This window comes from Ancylobacter sp. VNQ12 (assembly GCF_049445835.1).
GTDB lineage: Bacteria > Pseudomonadota > Alphaproteobacteria > Rhizobiales > Xanthobacteraceae > Ancylobacter.
Genome location: NZ_JBMSDU010000058.1, coordinates 1 through 2,481 on the forward strand (window position 1 = coordinate 1; position 2,481 = coordinate 2,481).

A 2,481-nucleotide genomic window follows, 5' to 3' on the forward strand; every position below is an offset into this window, starting at 1 on the left:
AGCGCCGGACCTCAACCTCCGGCTCAAGTCTATGGTCAAGCCCAGACACAAAACGATCCTCCAATCAGGATCGTCAGACTGCGCTTTCACGCCCAACCTATGAAGGTGCCGCCGGGACCACGCTTACGTTGTGGCGGATGGCCCATGATTTGATGGTCCTGGAAGGATCGCCGTGCCCTTTGGCCCGCAGGATGCGCAGGATCTCGTTGGCCACCTGCTTGTCACGGGGATGTCCCAGGCCAGTCGACAGGTTGATGATTGCGGTCAACGTCTCCAGCGCCCGGACTACAATCGGATCGTCGATCAGCACTGCGGGAGGTTGCTTCTCCTGTCCGTGAACATGGACGCTCCATCGGGCGGCCCACCCATCGGCCTCACCGGGCACCCAAGGCACGGCGACGGCTCCGGCGATACCTTGAAGCCCATCAACGAAATCGAGAAGCGCCTCGTTTGCATAGTAGGCGATGACGACCGAATTCCGAGCTTGGAAGCCCAGGGTTTTAATCGTCTCACCTCGAAGCTTGCCGCCCCAGGACAGACTGACAGCTTTTCCCTTGATCAGTGCCTTGGACGCCGCAGGACCTAGAAAGCGCGACAGACCCGTACCATCGAGTTGGCCCTTAGTATGGGTGAGCAAAATGGTTTCCACGACTCCGGTGGCCTTGGCGATCTGCTCGGCATAAGCTAGCGCCAGGCCGAAGGTTTGTTCATCCTGGCTGTCGAGCGGGACGAGAATGCGAATGATCTTGGTCATGGTGCGTATGACGAGATTGAGTGGAAATAAGACCCTACAGAATGAATACAGCATGTGTCGGGATTCGTAATCGCAAATTGGGCGCTGAGCAGTGCCGCTGACGCCACCTAGCGCAATATCACGGGGGGGCATTACGGTCGCCGATCTGCCGCGCGGCCTGTATGATCATGAGCAGCATGCATACGTGCGCGACCGTGGGCGGCGGCGGTATCACCCGTTCGCTTTTGACTTCGACTCCACCCCGATGAGCCTCGAGGATCCCGGCGAGCATTGGGAGGAGGAGGTGAAGTGACGTTGCCCCTGCTGGCTAATCCAGATTGAAGTTCGTTCTGGCCCATAGAGAGGACCAGAACATGAGGCGCAGCCGCTTCACGGAAGAGCAGATCATCAGCATCCTGAAGGAGCACGAGGCCGGGGTGCCGGTCTCTGACCTGTGTCGCAAGCACGGGGTCAGCGACGCCAGCATTTACAAGTGGAAGGCCCGTTTCGGCGGGATGGACGTGTCGGAGGCCAAACGGCTGCGGGCGCTCGAGGATGAGAACGCCAAGCTGAAGCGCATGCTCGCCGACGCCATGCTGGACAACGTCGCACTGAAGGATCTGCTGGGAAAGAAGTGGTGACGTCCGCTGCCGAGCGCAGAGCTGTCGCCCACCTCATGGAAGTCCATGGGATGAGCGAACGGCGGGCGTGTAAAGCCACCGGCTTCTGCCGCATGACCATGAGATACAAAGCCAGGCGCGGGAATGATGCCTCGCTGCGTGAGCGGATGAAGGCCATTGCCCAGGAGCGAAGGCGGTTCGGGTACCGGCGTCTCCACGTCATGCTCAGGCGGGAGGGCTTCCGGGTCAACCACAAGCGGCTGTTCCGGCTCTACCGTGAGGAACGGCTGATGGTCCGCCGGCGGGGCGGTCGCAAGCGGGCGATCGGGACACGGGCGCCGATGATGATTCCGCTGCGACCGAACGAGCGCTGGTCGCTCGACTTCGTCGCCGACCAGATGACCGACGGCCGCCGCTTCCGGATGCAGGCCATCGTGGACGACTGCACACGCGAATGCCTGGCGCTGGTAGCGGACACGTCACTATCCGGGGTGAGGGTCGCGCGCTAACTCGATCGGCTACTGGCAGAGCGCGGCCGGCCGAAGATGATCGTCAGCGACAATGGCAGCGAGTTCACCTCCAATGCCATTCTGGCCTGGGCCGACGCGGCCCGGGTCGAGTGGCACTACATCGCTCCCGGCAAACCGATGCAGAATGGCTTCATCGAGAGCTTCAACGGCCGCCTGCGGGACGAACTGCTGAACGAAACACTGTTCTCCAGCCTGAGACCCAGGCCAGAGCCGCTCTCGCCCGGTGGCAGCTCGACTACAACACCGACCGGCCGCACTCGAAGCTGGGATGGCAGACGCCAACGGGCTTCGCCTCAACGTTCCACCCGCGGCGGGATCAGACGCTCCGCACCATGAATGGCTCCGCGTCCGTTCCCGCCGCTCCCCGCGCCCGAGAGGGCAAATCCAACCGCCGGAGCGAACTCACAGCTGGATAGAAGTTGGGGGCAACGTCAGACTGCAACATCGAGCTGTTGGGCTTGCAGGAGCGCAGTAAGCATCCGGCGAGGGCCGCGCTGTGGCAGCTATGGCGTCTGGCAGTTTCGCATTTGCCAGTTCCATGGCAGCAGTTCGGCGAGCCGGTTCTGCGGCGTCCCGGCGATGCGGTCGAGCACATCGG

At 62.2% G+C, this 2,481-nt stretch carries 1 protein-coding gene and 1 pseudogene; one reads left to right on the forward strand and one right to left on the reverse strand.

Annotated elements, in window-relative coordinates:
- Positions 1-97 precede the first annotated feature (97 nt).
- On the reverse strand, positions 98-754 hold the full coding sequence (locus ACO2RV_RS25025) for a hypothetical protein (RefSeq protein ID WP_423296908.1): 657 nt from the start codon (positions 752-754) through the stop codon (positions 98-100).
- Positions 755-1,107: 353 nt separating this feature from the next.
- Between ACO2RV_RS25025 and ACO2RV_RS25030 the strand changes: the two are divergent.
- Positions 1,108-2,299 (forward strand): annotated as a pseudogene (locus tag ACO2RV_RS25030) (IS3 family transposase).
- Positions 2,300-2,481 lie beyond the last annotated feature (182 nt).